Genomic DNA, 16,052 nt, shown 5'->3' on the forward strand with positions numbered 1-16,052 from the left:
TTTCCCGCTTTTCTGTCCGAACCTGCTCCACCTTCGGACTCGTTCACGTTGATTTCCCGCTTTTCTGTTCGAGCCTCCTCCACCTTCGGACTCTCTCACGTTGATTTCCCGCTTTTCTGTCCGAACCTGCTTCATCTTCCTCTCTTTATGGAATGACAAAAAAACAAAAAAAAACACTAACAAATATGAATAACATTTGTTAGTGTTTTCCAATCTATTATGAAGCTTGCTGCTCAAATCTTTCTTCTGCCGGAGGGTTAAATTGGCCTTCCCACTTGGCAATAACAATTGCCGCAAGTGAGTTCCCCACCACGTTAACCGCTGTGCGTCCCATATCAAGGATACGATCGATTCCGGCAATAAAGGCAAGGCCTTCTGCAGGCAATCCAATTGTGCTGAATGTAGCCAGCAGCACGACAAATGATACGCCTGGCACTCCTGCCATTCCTTTCGATGTAACCATCAGTACTAACATTAATGTGATTTGCTGTCCTATGCTTAATTCTATGCCAAACATCTGGGCAATAAATAAAGAGGCAATGGCCTGATATAAAACCGATCCGTCCAGGTTAAAAGAGTAGCCTGTTGGAATAACAAAAGAAGCAATATGTTTAGGGCTTCCTGCCTTCTCCATTTTGTCCATGATTCTCGGAAGCACTGTTTCAGAACTTGCAGTTGAAAATGCCAAAAGTAATTCTTCTTTAATCATCTTCAGTAATTTAAAGATGCTGAAACCGACAACTTTGGCCATCACTCCTAACACAACAATAACAAAGAAGAACATGGATCCATATACAGTAAGCGCCAGCTTGCCCAATGGAATCAGTGAGGCAAAACCATACTTAGAGATTGTTACACCAATTAAGGCAAATACCCCGATTGGTGCATACTTCATAAATAGGTTTGTCACATAGAACATCGCCTTGGCCGTACCTTCGAAGAATCTCAATACCGGCTTTCCCTTATCCCCAATTGCTGCAATTCCAAGACCAAATACAACTGCAAAGAAGATGATCGCCAGCATATCGCCTTCCACCATCGCCTGTACCGGGTTTGTTGGGACTATATGCAAAAATGTATCAGCTATAGACTTGCCCTCTTGCTCTTCATTGGTTTCAACATAGTTTGAAATATCGCTTTGCTGCAGGCTGTCCATATTCAGGCCGGCACCAGGCTGAATCAAATTGCCGGCAATCAGGCCAACCACAATGGCAACCATAGTCATGCCGATAAAATAAGCCAATGATTTACCGCCAAGCTTACCAACGGACTTTATGTCTCCAACACCGGCAATGGCAACAATAATCGTTGATAGCACAATGGGAACCACGATCATTTTAATTAAGCGGATAAAAAAATCGCCAAACGGCTGCAGAATACTTTGCGCCGTTTCACTTCCATAGAAAATACCACCAACAACAATCCCTAAAACAAGACCAATGAAAATTTGAGTGGCTAAACTTAATTTAAATTTTTTCATCAATTACCCTACCTTCTTTTTTAGTTTTATACGTGCTGCGCAGGCAAGGGAAACAAAGATGATCCTGATAAAAAGAAAATCGACAAAAATGCGGATTTTGTCAATTCACACTATTTCATATTCTCTTATGTTTCCTTAAACGCTGACGAGGTTAGCTTTCGGGTTAGGACTGTGGAAACAGTAAGCCCTTCCATAGATAGGATTCACCCCAAGCGGAAACTCCGCTGTAAATATTGGGTCCCCCGTTCTTAAAAAAGATTAAGCATAGTACATAGACACTTGATTATTATAATATTTTAAAATAATTTTTGTAAATAGTTAAGTTTTCCCGGCAGTAAACTAAACGGCCTCTAAACACACTAAAAAAAGCTGAAATTCAATGAATTTTCAGCTCTTGCACTTGTTATAGGAAATCAATATTACTTTGTATAAACAAAAAAAAGCATTTGGCTCCGCCTGCGCCAAATACAATGATAGCCACACATGCTATCCCCGCTAAATCTAAATTAACATCTTTTTATTAATAATATTGGACGAGCTTGTAAACCTTTTATTAAAATTCCCAGGTCGATAACACTCACCGTTAGCTTCAAAATACCTCAATCAATGAAATAAAAATTCCATCGTTTTGCTAAATGCTTCTTGTTCTGATTTTGCATCATATCTAGAGGAATAAGGATCACTGAATCCATGTTTCCCTGTAAATTTATGTACACTAATATTCTTTTTTTCTAAAGCTAATAGTAATTCATCAACATTAAACGACTGCTCTTCTTGCGGAAAAAATAGCATTACAGGACACTGGGGTGTTAACTCTAAATAGTCCCTAATCCTTGAACCGTAGTATCCAACTATTCCATCAACACAATCCTCCTCACCGCACAACCAGGCAACAGTTGCCCCAATACTAAATCCAATGATATATATTTTTTCGTATTCATCTTTAACAGCTAATAATAAATCTTTTATTTTTTGGGCAGCACTGAAAAATCCTACATGTTCCATAAAATGACGATAAGCGGCTTCCTCTTGAGAATAATCAAAAGGTGTCTCTCGCTCTAATACATTGGGGCATGTCACATCAAAACCCTGCTTTGATAATAATTCGCAAAAACTCTTTATATGCTGATTAATTCCATAGATTTCGTGGATTACGAGGATTAACGAATTAGAATTACTCTGTCTTTTCATGATTGTGTCCCTTATTCTCCATATTTCTTCTCCCATTCATCGAACCATTTTTTGCACTTTATTCCATTCAAAAAGGTATTCTATATTTAAATGATTTTTTCCTTCATCATTTAAACACCCCTTTAAATCAAAAAAGCCGCCTATTTGGCAGCTGGACTTTAAAGCAATGCACCAATATAAAATTAAATACAAGCTTCATATTCAGTTTTGAGGTTATTGATGATCGTCTGAATAGGCAGGATTTCGTTAATTTCATGGACTCTTGCCCCCGCAAATACGAGACCATTCTCGCAGTCCCCATCCATGGAAGTTATCAAGGAATCCATTGTGCAAAAGCGATAAGAGCAGTTTTTCAGGCAATCGATACATTTCTTTATTTTCACCTTTTTATTGTCAGATATCTGCTCTGTAAAGTGGTTCTTAATGGCACGGCCTTCCAGTCCTACAGTGGTTTTCACCATGACGATATCTTCCTGTTTGGCATGGACATACTTTTCTTTGAAGGATAATGGTGCATCACATTCTTGACTTGCGACAAATCTTGTTCCCATCTGAACACCGGAAGCACCGATACGAATGGCATGAGCGATATCTCTTCCTGTCATGATCCCTCCAGCAGCAATGACAGGAATCTTAACTGCTTCCACAACTTCCTGTAAAATATCGAATAGCGGTCTTTCGGTCCCTAAATGTCCTCCCGCTTCATTGCCCTCGACCACAACGGCAGAAGCACCAAGCCGTTCTGACATTTTGGCCAGCCTTGCAGATGACACAATCGAGATGACCGGTGTGCCAGATTCTTTGCCCCAGCTGTACATATCTCTTGATATTCCAGCACCTGAAATAATGAAATCAACCTTTTCCTCAATGGCTGCTTTCATTTTTTCAGCAAAATCATTCATGGCAAAAAGAACATTCACCCCAATATAGCCCTCACCCTTGATAGATGCCTTAGCCTTTCTTATATGCAATCTTAAATCTTCGATGCTAATTCCTGTTCCAGAAATAGTTCCAATCCCCCCGGCATTCGCAACAGCTGACGACAGACCACTTAAAGAAATACCTACGCCCATACCACCTTGCATGATTGGAAATTTAGGTTCCATATGACCAATTCTTAATTGCGGAAATCTCAAAAGAATACCCCATTTCATCGTCGAATTATTTCTTCTCCATTATTGTGCGAATGGGGTTAATTGAATAGTGATAAATATAATACCTGATACTAAAATCAGGTGGTAATTTAGTAATCGTCACAGAATGTTCATGAAAGGTTAAATAACTCTTTAAAAATCAGCAGTATCCATTCAAAATCCTTACACCATTAGGATCCACTAATGGTTTTGGTGAAAACCCCTTTATAACAGCTTCCCTGATGGTAACTGTCTCACCAATTATCGACTTGATGGAATTGACAGGCTTTCCAAACAAAATGGAAAGGTCATCTTCTAACCCCTTTTTCTTTGTTCCTAATCTTAATTCCTTTATCTTTATGTTATCAGTCATCGAATCTACTATATCTTTGTTTGATTGAAGTTCTATCCTAAAAGAATAAGGGGTTGTAATAAACGTTCTTCGTTCCCCCCTATCAACAGTCCAATTCATATTATCTGCATTTTGACATATAAGCTCTTGTTCTTTTTCAGATACCCAAAAGCCTATATGGTCAAATATTATCTTCTTTCCATATCCAAAAGTGATATTTATGGACCCTTTTCTTGCTTCGATTATACGAAAAAGGATTTTCTTCTCCCGGAAGTCCTCCCACACTAAAGGGGGATCAAAGTTCTGAAAATCCCCCTGGTATTTTCCAATTCGCTGATATATACGAAAGCCGTTATTCACGTAAAATCTTTCTGTTTCTTCCACATGCGGGGTCCAAAAATGATAATGAAAAAGCACAGACATCACCTCTTTATTAAGCTCATTACCTACATATTCAATAAAAAAGCAATTTCTCCTTTGCAGGCAATTTTCACGAGGTGCTTATATAGTTGACCACTGCAGCATTCCTTAATAAAATGAAAACATCCCAAATTGGAGGTTTTTGTTTGTTGAACTTATGTTCAGAGCTGGAGGAGTAACACTTTCTTCATGACTATTTGCATGAGAAAGTGCCATTTATATTGAACTTTATCATCACTTAAAGAACAGGAGACTATAAATGGATATTGTCATTCGGCAAGAATTCCCTGCAGACTATCATTCCACGGAAGAAATGATAAAAGAAGCTTTTTTAAATGAAGAATACAGCGACAAGACAGAACATTTCCTTGTTAAAAGAATCAGAAATTCAGATGCTTTTATTCCGGAGCTTTCTTTAGTAGCGTTAACTCAGGCTAAGGAGGTTGTGGGTCATATACTTCTATCTAAGATCACAATAGGTGATGGTGAGAAAGCTGCAGATTCTCTGGCACTTGCCCCCGTTTCTGTTGCTCCCGGTTATCAAGGAATAAGCATCGGCAGTCAATTGATTCGTACTGCACTTAACAAGGCAAAAGAGGCCGGATATCAATCCGCAATTGTTCTAGGCCATAAAGATTACTATCCAAAGTTCGGCTTTAAGCCAGCCAGCCTTTGGAATATCCAGGCCCCGTTTGAAGTGCCTGACGAAGTGTTCATGGCTCTGGAATTGACGGAGAATGCTCTTGAAAATGCTGCCGGTGTTGTCCAGTATTCAAAAGCTTTTTCAGAATAAGAGGACTGGATAAAAAAAGAGCTGCCGATCCACATGCTGGATCGGCAGCTCTTTTACCTATTTGTTGATAATGGCATTGCCTTGGACTTATTCTGTAAGTTCCCAATCAGGATTCCAAACCACTTCCCACAAATGTCCATCTGGATCTTGGAAGTATCCAGAATATCCACCCCAAAAGGTGTCGTGAGCTTGAACCGTAATAACGGCACCCGCACTCTCAGCCTGTTCCATTACCGTATCTACCTCTTCTTTACTCCCAACATTATGCCCAATCGTAAATTCAGTTGGGCTTTTTCCTGTCTGGTTCATGCTCGTGTCATGAGCGATATCTTTACGATTCCAAAGTGCCAGTTTTAATCCTGATTGCAGATCAAAAAAAGCAACAGCACCATGCTCGAATTCTCTTCCTACTATGCCCTGTGTTGGAAACCCAAGACCATTCTGATAGAAATGTAAGGACCTTTCTAAATCATCTACACCTAATGTGATGACTGAAATTCGCGGTTTCATATAAGACCTCCCAATAATATCGTATAAAATAAGACTTTCAAATTTTTGCGAAGAAAAGTTTATAAAGCATACTCATTCATTTATATCGAAAATCAAATGATCGAATAACTCCCCATCCACGTAAAGCAAAATGGCCCATTCTCCCTTTTTAGGAATTTTAACAGATGATGGTGTATGTGCATCGGCCCCGTTGTTTGGACCATAAGCACGAATGGTCCATCCCATTCCATTTAATACTTTATGGACAGTTTGCGATTTTTTATGGAATCCAACAATCGTCAGATCTGCATCTTCAACTCCCCAAAGATGCCACATCCACTTTTGGCCGTTTAAACTCGGCATGTCAGCACCAATCACACCGGACTTGTTTTCATTTCCGATAATGCCCCTGTCACCGAACTCCACAGCTTTTCTTTCCCAATCAATAGTGTCAAAATCACTCACTTGAACAAAATCTGGTATATCCTCTGGCAAAGTAATAGGGGCGTCTTTTGCTTTTTCAGCCACGGTGACAACTACATCCCCATAAGCTTTGCCATCCAGGTACACCTCATACTTCCACAGACCTTCGTAAGGAAGTGTGAATGTAGTCGTGAACCTCTGCAAACTTGGGTATCCAGGAGATGGTTCTATTATTTCTTGATGAGGCAAAACTTGTATTCTTTCACCTGTTTCTTTATGAAGGGCAGAAATGGAAAGTTCTTTTCCTTTATAGGTGTCAAAAGGCTCTGCGAAACTAAAAATATAGCCATAAGGCATTCCTGCTTTCAGATTAGGATCGGGTAATATGCTAAATTTTATAGTTTGATTCACCTTATATTCATGCCGTATTTCCCATTCATTATTCATGCCGCCACTTATCTTTTCGGGATCTTGCCTGACCAAAATCTCAGTTGAAACAAAGAAGGCCAGGAGACAGATGGCAAAAGAGGAAATAGCGAATATAAGGAATTTATTGGGCCTGTTTGGCTTCACTATTCTATCTGTACGGACAGCTTTTCTAATATTCATTTTTTGAAATTCCGTAAAGTGATCACCTTTGTAAGTCGTCGAGTCCATCGCCCTCCGCAGCTGCTTAAGCTTGCTCTCCATTATATCCCCACCTCTCCATCATTTTCTTCAGCTTCATTCTCCCTCTGCTCAGCCTGGTTTTGATCGTGTTGTGGTTCACGCCTAATATTCCTTGGATTTCTTCAATCGAACATTCTTCATAATAATAGAGTGTAACCACTTCCCGGTACTTTACAGGCAAAGACAATACACACAAGGAAAGAAATTCTTCCTCGCTCCGCTTTAACAGATTCTTTTCCGGCGACAATTCCTTAGATGAAAAAAGAGTAAACAAGCTTGAATTCATCACCACTTTTCGAAACGCATAACTCTTCAAGACATCCTTTGATTTATTAATAGCCAATCGATAAATCCATGATTTAAAGGAGATCACTTCATCGATTTTGTCATAATATTTGTAGCACACGATGAATACATCCTGAACAATATCTTCCGCCAGCTTCCAGTCCTTCACATAGTTATAAGCCAGCTTTGTGAGCCGTTCACCATACTCATCCATAATAAACTCCAGCCAAGCATCACGATTTTCTAATGGGCCTTCATCCCTGACCATCCTCACACACTTCCCACCCCATTTTCACTTTAATGCTAAGACGAATGAGTTAGATATAGGTTTCATTTTTCTATTTCTTTTTTTAGAAAAAAGGCACTTACCCTTTTGCGGATAAGTGCCGGTTCCGTCCCTGTCTATAAAAGAAGCTTGTATTTAATTTAAGTACAGAGGGTATTGGGGTAATTGGAAAAGCAACATACTCGTTAGTGCCGAAAACTACTTCATATACCTTGCAACTAGCAAATAACACCTTTCTCTTGTAAGACTTGCTTGTGTAGCCACATATTCCAATGGCTCCATCGATCCGCCTTTGTATTTTAGTGAAGACTTTTTCGCCGTTTCATCTCTTTGATGGATCCAGTTCCGCTGTTCTTCTCTTAATTGGTCCATCTGTCCTTTATCAAGCTGCTCTTCTAGCAGACCATAAATTTTGTTTAATTCCTCATCCCAGGTTCTATATCTTTCTGCCTCTTGTTCCACCAATTCTGCCGTGGTTGTCTTGGCTTCTGCGTATCTGTCCGCTTCTTCCATTTTGTTTAGTTTCTTGAGATATTCATCCTTATTACTTTCATGATTTTCATTTTGATCATTGCTGGACTCCACTGACTCTCCCTCATTTGAGGCTGCAGAAGGATTGTCTGTATCTTCTTGTTCATTGAGCTGTGTGTTATCACTGCTGCCAGAAGAGTTTTCTGCCTCACTTCCCTCTGAATCTGTAAAACCCTTATCAATTGAGCCGCCATCTTCATTTTGAGCCGAGCTGTTACTAGCTGGCAGGCTGCTCGATTCTTCCGATGAGTTTCCACAAGCAGCCATTACACCTGATAATCCTACTGTTAGCAGTACTGCCAAAAACTTCATGTTATTTTCCATTTTCAAACTTCCTTATCTATTTTAATTTCTCCATCATAGTCGGTGCAGAATATATGTGGTCTATTCCTCAGCAGTTTAATTTCCTTACTTCCCCAAACCAAACAAGTGCCTTCTGCTCCATTTCCTTCACAAATGCCTTTTTTGCTTGGCTGTACTCACTCGTGTTATCAAACCTTTTTACTAATTCTTCCTTGAAAATAGTGTACCTTGCTGCTTCAGAAGGATGGGTCCGCAGATAATCCCTAAATACAAGGTGCCGTTCAATTTGGGGGTTATCAAATTGATAGAAATGTAAATGGTGAGATCGGTTTTCTCCGCCTTTTCGAAATAATCTTCTGCCTGTAATGCCCCATTCACCAGCAGCCTCATATCCTAGTTTTTTCATTTTTTCATTAGATTCATCTATCTTCTCGATGTCTTTCACAATACACATCATATCGATTACAGGCTTTGCCTTCATCCCCCGGACCGAGGTACTGCCAAAATGTTCACATTTTATGATTTCATCTTCAAAGATTGTTTTGAGAAATTCTGCCTCTTTTTGAAACATGAGTGCCCAATTGTCGCTAAATTCCGTTAGCCGAATCTTCATTTGGAGACCTCCATTATGAAATTTACATTGGGTAATTCATCCACAATTAGTTGTTGCTCCAACCACACCATTTCCTGCCCATCCAACTTCATTTTAAGATAATCATATTATAAAACACATGTTCGTAATTGTAAATTTTACCAATATGAACTTCTGCTCTCCTAATCCTATTTCTTACAGCCTGCTGTGTTGCCGCCCAAGTGATTTGTGATATAACAAGATTAGAAGACTTTTAGAAAGAAGGATGTGTTACAGTTTGAACGACCGCCATCATCAAATACTTTGGATTATGATCATGCTGGTGCCGATAATTGTATTTATAAACACGAACAATTTGGAAAAGGCATTTCTGACTTTTTTGGGAGGGGTGATTTTTTATCTCGTTTACGGATTGTTTTGGTTTCGCCGGGATCAGAAAAGGCAGGCGGATTCCGAAATCTGGGAGATCAGCAAACTTTCAGATAAGCAATTAGAGGCTTTCACCAGCTCTCTATTATCCAAATTAGGATATACAGTTACAAAATCGAATGATGAAAATCCGGATATCAGTTTTTTACTGACCTCTCCAACTGGGTATCAAGCGATTGTTAAAGTCAAAAGCCACAAAAGAGAGGCAGGAATACGCCATGTCCAAAAAACATTAAAACAAATGGATTTTTATAATGCTGCTGAATGCTGGGTCATCACAAACGAGCGTTTCACCCGTCAAGCAATTGAATTTGCCGAAGCAAACAATATGCGCCTATATGACCGGGAACAGTTCATTAAATGGATTCTAAAAGCGAAAAAAGAGGAAAAAATACGGGGTTAGAATTCTTGATGTTCAGGAAACTCCTTTATGCCCCTACTATCATCAATGTGTATCTTTAACAAATTAAATATCCCAATTTCTTAGTAAGAAATTGGGAATCTATTGTTAATGCGGAATATCTCTATACTATAATTTCAATTTACCTATATGAATCATGTATTGGATGAAACAGGTCTTCCGCTGCATTTCTGACAACTGAAAAATGTTCCACATTGTAATGGCCGTGAAGAGTATCATTATGATGCTTGATAATTTGTTCTGCACTTAAAGCATTGCTGTCCGTTGTTGAATGTCCATCACCTACTAATGTGACATCCAATCCACTAATAGTTGCAGTTCTAACTGCACTGTCTATACAGTGCTGGGTTTTGCACCCCATTATAACAACATGCTTGACCTTTTGAGATTTTAGATGATCCAGCAGTCCTGTTCCATGAAAAGAATTCGTTGCAGCTTTATCAAAGAACTTTGTTTCCGCAGGCACATTAATTTCTTCATGAACCTGAAATCCTTTGCCTTTCCCTTCAGCAACATCTAAATCCCTGACAAAGACAACTGGAACACTGGATTTTTTTGCTTTTTCAATCACTAAATTGATATTCCCAATAAGCTGCTCTTTATTAAAGACTTTACTTTCTTCCTGATTCCCATCAATTAACTCCTGTTGGGCATCAATAATTAATAAGGTTTGATTCAAATGATTTTCCCCTTTCAATACCTATAAAATTATTTTAGACCTGTTCCCCTTAGTATTTTCACGCCAATATATTTGATTGTCATAATATCTGCCTCCTAAATTAAAACATTGTCCAAAAACGTTATCGAAATTTTTAGACATTTTAGATTTTAACATAAAGATCTGTTTAATAAAATATGTTAAAGTTTCTTTTTTAAATACATTACTGTGAAAACAGGACGTTCATTAAATCATCTTTAAGAAAAAAGGCCGCCTGAGTGGGCGGCCCTAAAAATAAATGACCCTGAAAGATCACGTAATATTTCATATTCGCAGCTTAGTAAGCACGCGCAAACCAAACCGTATGCTTCGCATCTTTTCCACAATGGATGCATGTGTGCTTAGATGCCGGCGGATTGAATGGGATGTTCCGTGTGGTGAATTTTGTTTTTTCTTTTACACTTTCTTCACAGGCGTCTTCTCCGCACCAGCCAGCTAATATCCATCCAGGAATGGTCTCATTTGATTCGGATTCTGCTATGTGCTGTTCTAACTGGTCCATTGTATCAATATGTGTGTGCGAATTCTCCGAGCGGAACGCTTTTGCTTTATCGAATAGACGAGTCTGCATGGTTTCAAGCTCTTTTTTAATGCTGTCAATAATGGATTCAAGCGGGACCGCGACTTTGTCTCCAAGATCACGGGCCTTCATTAAGCATTGATTTTGGTCTAAATCACGTGGGCCAAGTTCGATGCGGACAGGTACACCTTTCAGTTCCCACTCATTAAATTTATAGCCTGGTGATTGATCGGAATCATCCAGACGGACACGGATTCCTTCTGCCTTTAATGCGGCAAAGATTTCATCTAACTTCTCCATAATGGCCGGGTTCTTTTTCCATGGCCCTACTGGAATCAGCACAACTTGAGTCGGTGCTATTTTTGGAGGCAGCACAAGGCCTTGCTCATCTCCATGAACCATGATGACGGAGCCAATTAACCGTGTAGACGTACCCCATGATGTTGTATGGACATATGTGTGTTTATTTTCTTTATTCAAATATTTGATATCGAAGGCTTCCGCAAATTTTGTACCTAAGTAGTGTGAGGTTCCTGCCTGCACAGCTTTTCCATCTTTCATCATCGCTTCAATGGAGAATGTATCCACAGCGCCGGCAAAGCGTTCTGATGGTGTCTTTTGGCCATCATAAACCGGAATCGCAAGTAATCCTTCTACAACTTCTTTATAAATGGCCAGCATTTGCATGGTTTCCTTACGCGCATCTTCTTCATCCACATGAGCCGTATGGCCTTCCTGCCATAAAAATTCAGAAGTGCGGATGAATGGAAGAGTTTTCTTCTCCCAACGGAATACATTTGCCCATTGATTGATTAATACAGGCAGATCCCGATAACTTTTAATCCAATCTGAATACAAATGTCCGATCATTGTTTCAGAAGTTGGGCGCAGTGCCAGACGTTCTTCCAATTTCTCTCCTGCCGCTTCCGTTATCCATGGAAGCTCTGGCGAGAACCCTTCAATATGATCCTTTTCCTTCTGAAAGAAGGATTCTGGAATTAACATCGGGAAATATGCATTGCGGTGACCGGTTTCTTTAAAGCGCATATCCATCTCTGCCTGAATATGTTCCCATATTTCATAGCCATCCGGCTTAAAGGCAATACAGCCGCGAACTGGGGTGTAATCAAATAAATCGGCTTTTTGGATCGTATCAAGATACCATTTTGAAAAGTTGTTTGGTTTTTGTTGAGACATCTTCTTTTCCTCCTTGGATAATGAAATTCCTTTAAAAAATAAAAAAAGCATAAAGAGTCCATGAAAAGGACGTCTTTACGCTAATAGACGTGGTACCACCTTAGTTCAACTTTAATCAAAATTAAAGTCCTCTTAGCGTTTATAACGAAACGACCCGGTTAGCTTTACTAACATCTCCGTGGCAGGGTTCAATAAGGAGGGGTGATATAGCTTTCAGCCCAGGCTATATTTTCTGTTTCACAATCCTTATTTACTTGATCACATCATTGATTCCATATATATATAAGTTAATATATCAACTTGTCACAGGCAATTCAATATTTACAAGTGTTTATTTTTCCATTTTGAATGGCCTGCCCCGAAAGGCAGCGAACCAGATTAGCCAAAAAGATCCTCAGCTGATCAATTTTATATGTTATGATAAAAAAGTATGTTAACTAAATTATTGTTTTAGTTAACATTTTAACATAATTGAACCTGATGAAATTGGGGGGAATTTATGTATAAGCTGCGAGGTCATCATCTTTTTTGCCTTCTGGGATATCGTGGAATGGGCTATTCCCAGGAATACGTGGAAAATATGACACGTTTGCATCAAGACTTGAGAGACAACCCCAGGACATGGATACAGCTTGTAAAAGGGCCTGATCAACTGTGTGAAAAGTATCCCAACTCAGGTGAATACCATTGTGAACACGACGATATTTATGAAAGAGATGCCGCTATTTTAGAAAAATTAGGCCTTAAAATCGGGCAAATCCTGTATTGGAAGGATATTGAGTCGAACATCCAAAAGTATGCCGTTCCCTCAGATATACAAACTGTTTGCGAATCGTGTTCCTGGCGTTCATATGGCGTTTGTGAGGAAGGTATTCAAGATATTCTTGCAGGGAAGGGCTTAAGGGAAGTTAAGTAACCCTCCCCTGTTAAATGCCCATTCTTAAACTTGCTGGAGAACGGTTTTATATCTGGCAGCAACCATTAAATTATTATCCAGTTGAGTTAGGTATTAGTCCAGTCCTTATAGAATATATGTAGGTAAAAATGGTAATGGAGGGATTAACTTGGCATTTGTGGCTATTTTGACGGTTGGACGGCTGAAGCATTCAGAAGAACATCCTGCCTCCCGGGAGTTTTTTGAAGTTGGAAATGAAGTCATGCGGGAGGCTGCTAAAACCGGGCACCTCATGAAAGTATTCTCACCAAATAGAGCGAAGTTCCCTGAAGAAACGATCAAAGGAGAGGGTACCCCCATTCTCACCTTAACAGTATGGAAAAACCTTCAATCTTTATATCAGTTTACCTATTCTGGCCTGCATAGGCAGGCATTGCAGGACAGGAATAAGTGGTTTGGGCCTCTTCCAGAGAGACAGCCAAATTATGTGGTGTGGTGGACGGATATGTTATCGGATGTATCCTGGAAGGAAGCTTTCAAAAGATATGATTTTTATATCCAGCATGGACCAGATTCTTTTGCATTTGACTTTAGACATGCATTTGATCAATTTGGGGATCCAGTCCTGCTTAAATAGGTGGGATCAATTCTCCTGCACAGCGTTTTTCCTATCAGCACATTACTGCGGCCTCACCTGATACATTAAATGAATTTCATTAGCCATATAATCGGAACTAAAGTGAAGTCCCTTCTTTAGCCACCACATGATGATGCCTACCAGTGAGGCTGTTTTAATATCTATCGAAACATATTCATACGGCAATTCCTTCTGTGTATTCTTTCTTCTTATTTCTACTAACTGTTTTAATAATACGAATAGTTTTTCCTCGAATTGATTCATCTTGAATAAGACCAGCAAATACTTTCTGTGGATATATAAATAATCAAGCAATTGGGTCAGCTGCTGCTTCTCTGATAGATCTTCCGATTGTATCAATGCTGCGATTTTATCAGATAGCCCGCTTAAAATTTCTACGGTAATTTGCGTTAGAAAATCTTGAATATCCTGATAGTGCAAGTAAAATGTTGTCCGGTTTAATCCTGCTTTGGCCGCAACTTTCTGAACGGTCAGTTTTGAAATATCGGATTCCTCTGATAGCAGAGAAAAAGCTGCTGTTTTGAACATTTCCTTTGAACGGATTGTACGGGGATCTTCCTTTTTCGGCGCAGACATTCTAACCCTCCTTTATAGATTTTCACGGACTTTCTCAACAGCCCATATTCGGCCTGTCGATTAGTGAACACACACAAGAAAACTGTTCATGGTCAAGAGTAGATGCTTTTGTTACTATGTATTTTATCGACAACATGTTGAGAATACAAGTTCAGAACGAAGGAGTTTATAAATGAGCAAGGAAATAACAGAAAGCAATAAAAAAATATTATTATTCGTTCTGATTGCCGGCTGTTTCTTATCCACCTTAAATCAGACTTTATTAAATGTGGCATTGAGCAGTTTCATGGAGGAATTCAACGTAAAAGCAGCAACGGTCCAATGGTTATCAACCGGATTTATGCTTGTAAATGGGGTATTGGTCCCCATCACAGCATTTCTGATGCAGCGGTTTACAACAAGGCAGCTGTTTATTAGTTCTATGCTCTTTTTGCTGATTGGGTCTGTCATCAGCGCCTTTGCGATGAACTTTGGCACGCTGCTGACGGGAAGAATGGTTCAGGCAATAGGCGCCGGAATCATCATGCCTCTGATGATGACCGTCATTTTATATTTATATCCCGCTGAACAGCGCGGAAGTGTGATGGGGAAAATTGGCTTTGCAGTGATCTTCGCACCGGCCATCGCTCCTACCCTGTCCGGTTTCATTATCGAATTTGTTTCATGGAGATGGCTGTTTATTGGGTTAATCCCCTTTTTACTCATCGTCATCGCCCTAGCTTTCAAATATTTAATGGACGTATCGGAAACATCAAAAGCGAGATTGGATCTCCCAAGTGTTATTTTATCCACAATTGGCTTTGGATGCATTTTATTTGGATTCAGTTCAGCAGGAAGCAAGGGATGGCAAAATCTCTCCGTCCTTATTTCCATTATTTCAGGAATAATCGCAACAGCCCTATTCAGTTTGCGGCAGATAAAATCAAAGGAGCCGTTACTAAACTTATCTGTTTTTAAGTATAAGATTTTCACTCTTACTTCACTAATCAATGTCCTGGTTACGATGATGATGTATGCGGATTTAATCCTTCTGCCTATTTACCTGCAGGATGGACGCGGGTTCACAGCGTTCGAAGCAGGCTTGCTTTTATTGCCTGGAGCTATCATCAACGCGTTCTTATCGCCTGTCACTGGCAGAATGTATGATAAATACGGTGCTAAACCACTCTTTATTACTGGTTTAGTATTTGTCAGTATTTCCATGTGGGGAGTAATCGATTTGAACGAATCGACTACTTATATGTATTTAATGGTCCGCACCATTATTTTGAGAATAGGACTAAGCTTTATTACTATGCCTTTAAATACAGCAGGATTGAATGCTTTGCCAAGAGAGCTGGGATCACACGGCTCAGCCGTTAACAACACCATTCGCCAATTGGCAGGTGCGATTGGAACTGCAGTTGTCATCACTTTATATACGATCCAGGCAGCTTCACATGCTTCGGAACTCTCAGAAAACATGACAGCGGACAAACTGGAGAGCTTAGCTTCTATTTTTGGTTCAAGTTCTGCCTATGTCTTTATGTTAGTCCTATCCATTGCAACACTTCTTTTAGTTTTCTTTGTGCCTAAAAAATCACCAAAAAACACCCATGATAAAGGATTGGCTCAACAAAGCCGGAGTTAATAACGCGAGCATACCCGTGATTTCTTGGGTATGCTTTGCTATTTTCCCATTTGAAAAAAGG

General features: G+C 39.6%; 17 protein-coding genes, 1 riboswitch and 1 other annotated feature. Of the genes, 5 read left to right on the top strand and 12 right to left on the bottom strand.

Annotated features, from left to right (window positions below; genetic code table 11):
• Positions 1–217 precede the first annotated feature (217 nt).
• The 4 genes from QUF73_14330 to QUF73_14345 all read right to left on the bottom strand — a co-directional run bounded on the left by QUF73_14330 (position 218) and on the right by QUF73_14345 (position 4,540).
• Positions 218–1,480: a cation:dicarboxylase symporter family transporter gene (locus tag QUF73_14330; protein MDM5227379.1), complete on the bottom strand. Its 1,263-nt coding sequence runs from the start codon at positions 1,478–1,480 to the stop codon at positions 218–220.
• Between the two features lie 125 nt (positions 1,481–1,605).
• Positions 1,606–1,755: riboswitch (cyclic di-AMP (ydaO/yuaA leader) on the bottom strand.
• 328 nt (positions 1,756–2,083) lie between these two features.
• Positions 2,084–2,671, bottom strand: a complete 588-nt coding sequence (locus QUF73_14335; protein ID MDM5227380.1) for a dienelactone hydrolase family protein — start codon at positions 2,669–2,671, stop codon at positions 2,084–2,086.
• A gap of 182 nt (positions 2,672–2,853) precedes the next feature.
• On the bottom strand, positions 2,854–3,825 hold the full coding sequence (locus QUF73_14340) for a nitronate monooxygenase (GenBank protein ID MDM5227381.1): 972 nt from the start codon (positions 3,823–3,825) through the stop codon (positions 2,854–2,856).
• A 139-nt stretch (positions 3,826–3,964) separates the two neighbouring features.
• Positions 3,965–4,540: a hypothetical protein gene (locus QUF73_14345; protein ID MDM5227382.1), complete on the bottom strand. Its 576-nt coding sequence runs from the start codon at positions 4,538–4,540 to the stop codon at positions 3,965–3,967.
• Between the two features lie 295 nt (positions 4,541–4,835).
• Here QUF73_14345 and QUF73_14350 point away from each other — a divergent pair, with 295 nt between their 5' ends.
• Entirely contained in the window at positions 4,836–5,369 is a 534-nt protein-coding gene (locus QUF73_14350) for an N-acetyltransferase (protein MDM5227383.1), read from the top strand.
• An 87-nt stretch (positions 5,370–5,456) separates the two neighbouring features.
• On the opposite strand, the gene QUF73_14355 is transcribed toward QUF73_14350, so the two are convergent.
• The 5 genes from QUF73_14355 to QUF73_14375 form a co-directional block, all read right to left on the bottom strand.
• The gene (locus tag QUF73_14355) at positions 5,457–5,879 is read right to left on the bottom strand and encodes a VOC family protein (GenBank protein ID MDM5227384.1); all 423 of its coding nucleotides are present in this window, start codon (positions 5,877–5,879) and stop codon (positions 5,457–5,459) included.
• A gap of 72 nt (positions 5,880–5,951) precedes the next feature.
• The gene (locus QUF73_14360; protein MDM5227385.1) at positions 5,952–6,971 is read right to left on the bottom strand and encodes a hypothetical protein; all 1,020 of its coding nucleotides are present in this window, start codon (positions 6,969–6,971) and stop codon (positions 5,952–5,954) included.
• Positions 6,955–7,503: a sigma-70 family RNA polymerase sigma factor gene (locus tag QUF73_14365; GenBank protein MDM5227386.1), complete on the bottom strand. Its 549-nt coding sequence runs from the start codon at positions 7,501–7,503 to the stop codon at positions 6,955–6,957. The genes QUF73_14360 and QUF73_14365 overlap by 17 nt, the downstream gene beginning before the upstream one ends.
• 216 nt (positions 7,504–7,719) lie before the next feature.
• Positions 7,720–8,376, bottom strand: a complete 657-nt coding sequence (locus QUF73_14370; GenBank protein ID MDM5227387.1) for a DUF1311 domain-containing protein — start codon at positions 8,374–8,376, stop codon at positions 7,720–7,722.
• 67 nt (positions 8,377–8,443) lie between these two features.
• Positions 8,444–8,968 carry a GrpB family protein gene (locus tag QUF73_14375; GenBank protein MDM5227388.1) on the bottom strand — a complete coding sequence of 175 codons (525 nt, stop codon included), beginning with the start codon at positions 8,966–8,968 and terminating at the stop codon, positions 8,444–8,446.
• A 256-nt stretch (positions 8,969–9,224) separates the two neighbouring features.
• On the opposite strand from QUF73_14375, the gene QUF73_14380 reads away from it, so the two are divergent.
• Complete coding sequence (locus tag QUF73_14380; protein MDM5227389.1) at positions 9,225–9,779, top strand: restriction endonuclease; 555 nt, start codon at positions 9,225–9,227, stop codon at positions 9,777–9,779.
• A gap of 139 nt (positions 9,780–9,918) precedes the next feature.
• Here the strand turns inward: QUF73_14380 and QUF73_14385 are convergent, their stop codons facing one another.
• Together QUF73_14385 and proS are read right to left on the bottom strand one after the other, a co-directional pair.
• Positions 9,919–10,476 (bottom strand): cysteine hydrolase family protein, encoded by a 558-nt coding sequence (locus QUF73_14385; protein MDM5227390.1) that lies wholly within the window; start codon positions 10,474–10,476, stop codon positions 9,919–9,921.
• A gap of 316 nt (positions 10,477–10,792) precedes the next feature.
• Positions 10,793–12,232: a proline--tRNA ligase gene (gene proS, locus QUF73_14390; protein MDM5227391.1), complete on the bottom strand. Its 1,440-nt coding sequence runs from the start codon at positions 12,230–12,232 to the stop codon at positions 10,793–10,795.
• A gap of 62 nt (positions 12,233–12,294) precedes the next feature.
• Positions 12,295–12,508 (bottom strand) — a binding site (T-box leader).
• Positions 12,509–12,731: 223 nt separating this feature from the next.
• On the opposite strand from proS, the gene QUF73_14395 reads away from it, so the two are divergent.
• Positions 12,732–13,148, top strand: a complete 417-nt coding sequence (locus QUF73_14395) for a DUF1284 domain-containing protein (protein MDM5227392.1) — start codon at positions 12,732–12,734, stop codon at positions 13,146–13,148.
• A 157-nt stretch (positions 13,149–13,305) separates the two neighbouring features.
• Positions 13,306–13,764, top strand: coding sequence for a DUF3291 domain-containing protein (locus QUF73_14400; protein MDM5227393.1), 459 nt, complete (start codon positions 13,306–13,308; stop codon positions 13,762–13,764).
• Positions 13,765–13,806: 42 nt separating this feature from the next.
• Here the strand turns inward: QUF73_14400 and QUF73_14405 are convergent, their stop codons facing one another.
• Positions 13,807–14,361 (bottom strand): TetR/AcrR family transcriptional regulator, encoded by a 555-nt coding sequence (locus QUF73_14405; protein ID MDM5227394.1) that lies wholly within the window; start codon positions 14,359–14,361, stop codon positions 13,807–13,809.
• 172 nt (positions 14,362–14,533) lie between these two features.
• Between QUF73_14405 and QUF73_14410 the strand changes: the two genes are divergently transcribed.
• Positions 14,534–15,991, top strand: a complete 1,458-nt coding sequence (locus QUF73_14410) for a DHA2 family efflux MFS transporter permease subunit (protein ID MDM5227395.1) — start codon at positions 14,534–14,536, stop codon at positions 15,989–15,991.
• Positions 15,992–16,052 lie beyond the last annotated feature (61 nt).

It is taken from the genome of Cytobacillus sp. NJ13 (assembly GCA_030348385.1).
In the GTDB taxonomy this organism is placed as follows: Bacteria; Bacillota; Bacilli; order Bacillales; family Cytobacillaceae; genus Cytobacillus.

Excerpts from the sequence above, each read along its gene's own strand:
- QUF73_14330 (MDM5227379.1), bottom strand. The coding sequence starts at position 1,480 with ATGAAAAAATTTAAATTAAGTTTAGCCACTCAAATTTTCATTGGTCTT.
- QUF73_14335 (MDM5227380.1), bottom strand. The coding sequence starts at position 2,671 with ATGAAAAGACAGAGTAATTCTAATTCGTTAATCCTCGTAATCCACGAA.
- QUF73_14340 (MDM5227381.1), bottom strand. The coding sequence starts at position 3,825 with ATGAAATGGGGTATTCTTTTGAGATTTCCGCAATTAAGAATTGGTCAT.
- QUF73_14350 (MDM5227383.1), top strand. The coding sequence starts at position 4,836 with ATGGATATTGTCATTCGGCAAGAATTCCCTGCAGACTATCATTCCACG.
- QUF73_14355 (MDM5227384.1), bottom strand. The coding sequence starts at position 5,879 with ATGAAACCGCGAATTTCAGTCATCACATTAGGTGTAGATGATTTAGAA.
- QUF73_14360 (MDM5227385.1), bottom strand. The coding sequence starts at position 6,971 with ATGGAGAGCAAGCTTAAGCAGCTGCGGAGGGCGATGGACTCGACGACT.
- QUF73_14365 (MDM5227386.1), bottom strand. The coding sequence starts at position 7,503 with ATGGTCAGGGATGAAGGCCCATTAGAAAATCGTGATGCTTGGCTGGAG.
- QUF73_14370 (MDM5227387.1), bottom strand. The coding sequence starts at position 8,376 with ATGGAAAATAACATGAAGTTTTTGGCAGTACTGCTAACAGTAGGATTA.
- QUF73_14375 (MDM5227388.1), bottom strand. The coding sequence starts at position 8,968 with ATGAAGATTCGGCTAACGGAATTTAGCGACAATTGGGCACTCATGTTT.
- proS (MDM5227391.1), bottom strand. The coding sequence starts at position 12,232 with ATGTCTCAACAAAAACCAAACAACTTTTCAAAATGGTATCTTGATACG.
- QUF73_14395 (MDM5227392.1), top strand. The coding sequence starts at position 12,732 with ATGTATAAGCTGCGAGGTCATCATCTTTTTTGCCTTCTGGGATATCGT.
- QUF73_14405 (MDM5227394.1), bottom strand. The coding sequence starts at position 14,361 with ATGTCTGCGCCGAAAAAGGAAGATCCCCGTACAATCCGTTCAAAGGAA.
- QUF73_14410 (MDM5227395.1), top strand. The coding sequence starts at position 14,534 with ATGAGCAAGGAAATAACAGAAAGCAATAAAAAAATATTATTATTCGTT.